Annotated in this window: 1 protein-coding gene; it reads left to right on the plus strand. The window is 60.5% G+C overall.

Translation table 11 applies throughout. The features are described from left to right. The coding region (locus IBT54_RS25330) for a hypothetical protein (RefSeq protein ID WP_222942148.1) at positions 1-188 on the plus strand (188 nt) is incomplete at its 5' end. Between the last annotated feature and the right edge of the window lie 45 nt (positions 189-233).

Here is a 233-nt window from a genome sequence, read left to right on the forward strand (position 1 = left end):
CATGTTTTGGGAGATTCTGGCGTGGCGGTGTTGACGTTGACGTTCTGTGTGTTCATGGCATTTCTCCTGCTCAGGTGGGTTGTCATGTTTCGGTCGATCCAGTCGCGGCAGAGGGCAAAGGAGCAACGGCAGGCGGCGGATGCAAGGGCGCCGCAGGCGTGCATTTCACCCTTGCAGCTGACGAATGACGGTGCTACGACCAGCCCTCCGCGCCTGGACTGACCGGAACAGGC

The organism is Pantoea sp. S62 (genome assembly GCF_016658625.1).
GTDB classification, from domain to species: Bacteria; Pseudomonadota; Gammaproteobacteria; order Enterobacterales; family Enterobacteriaceae; genus Pantoea; species Pantoea vagans.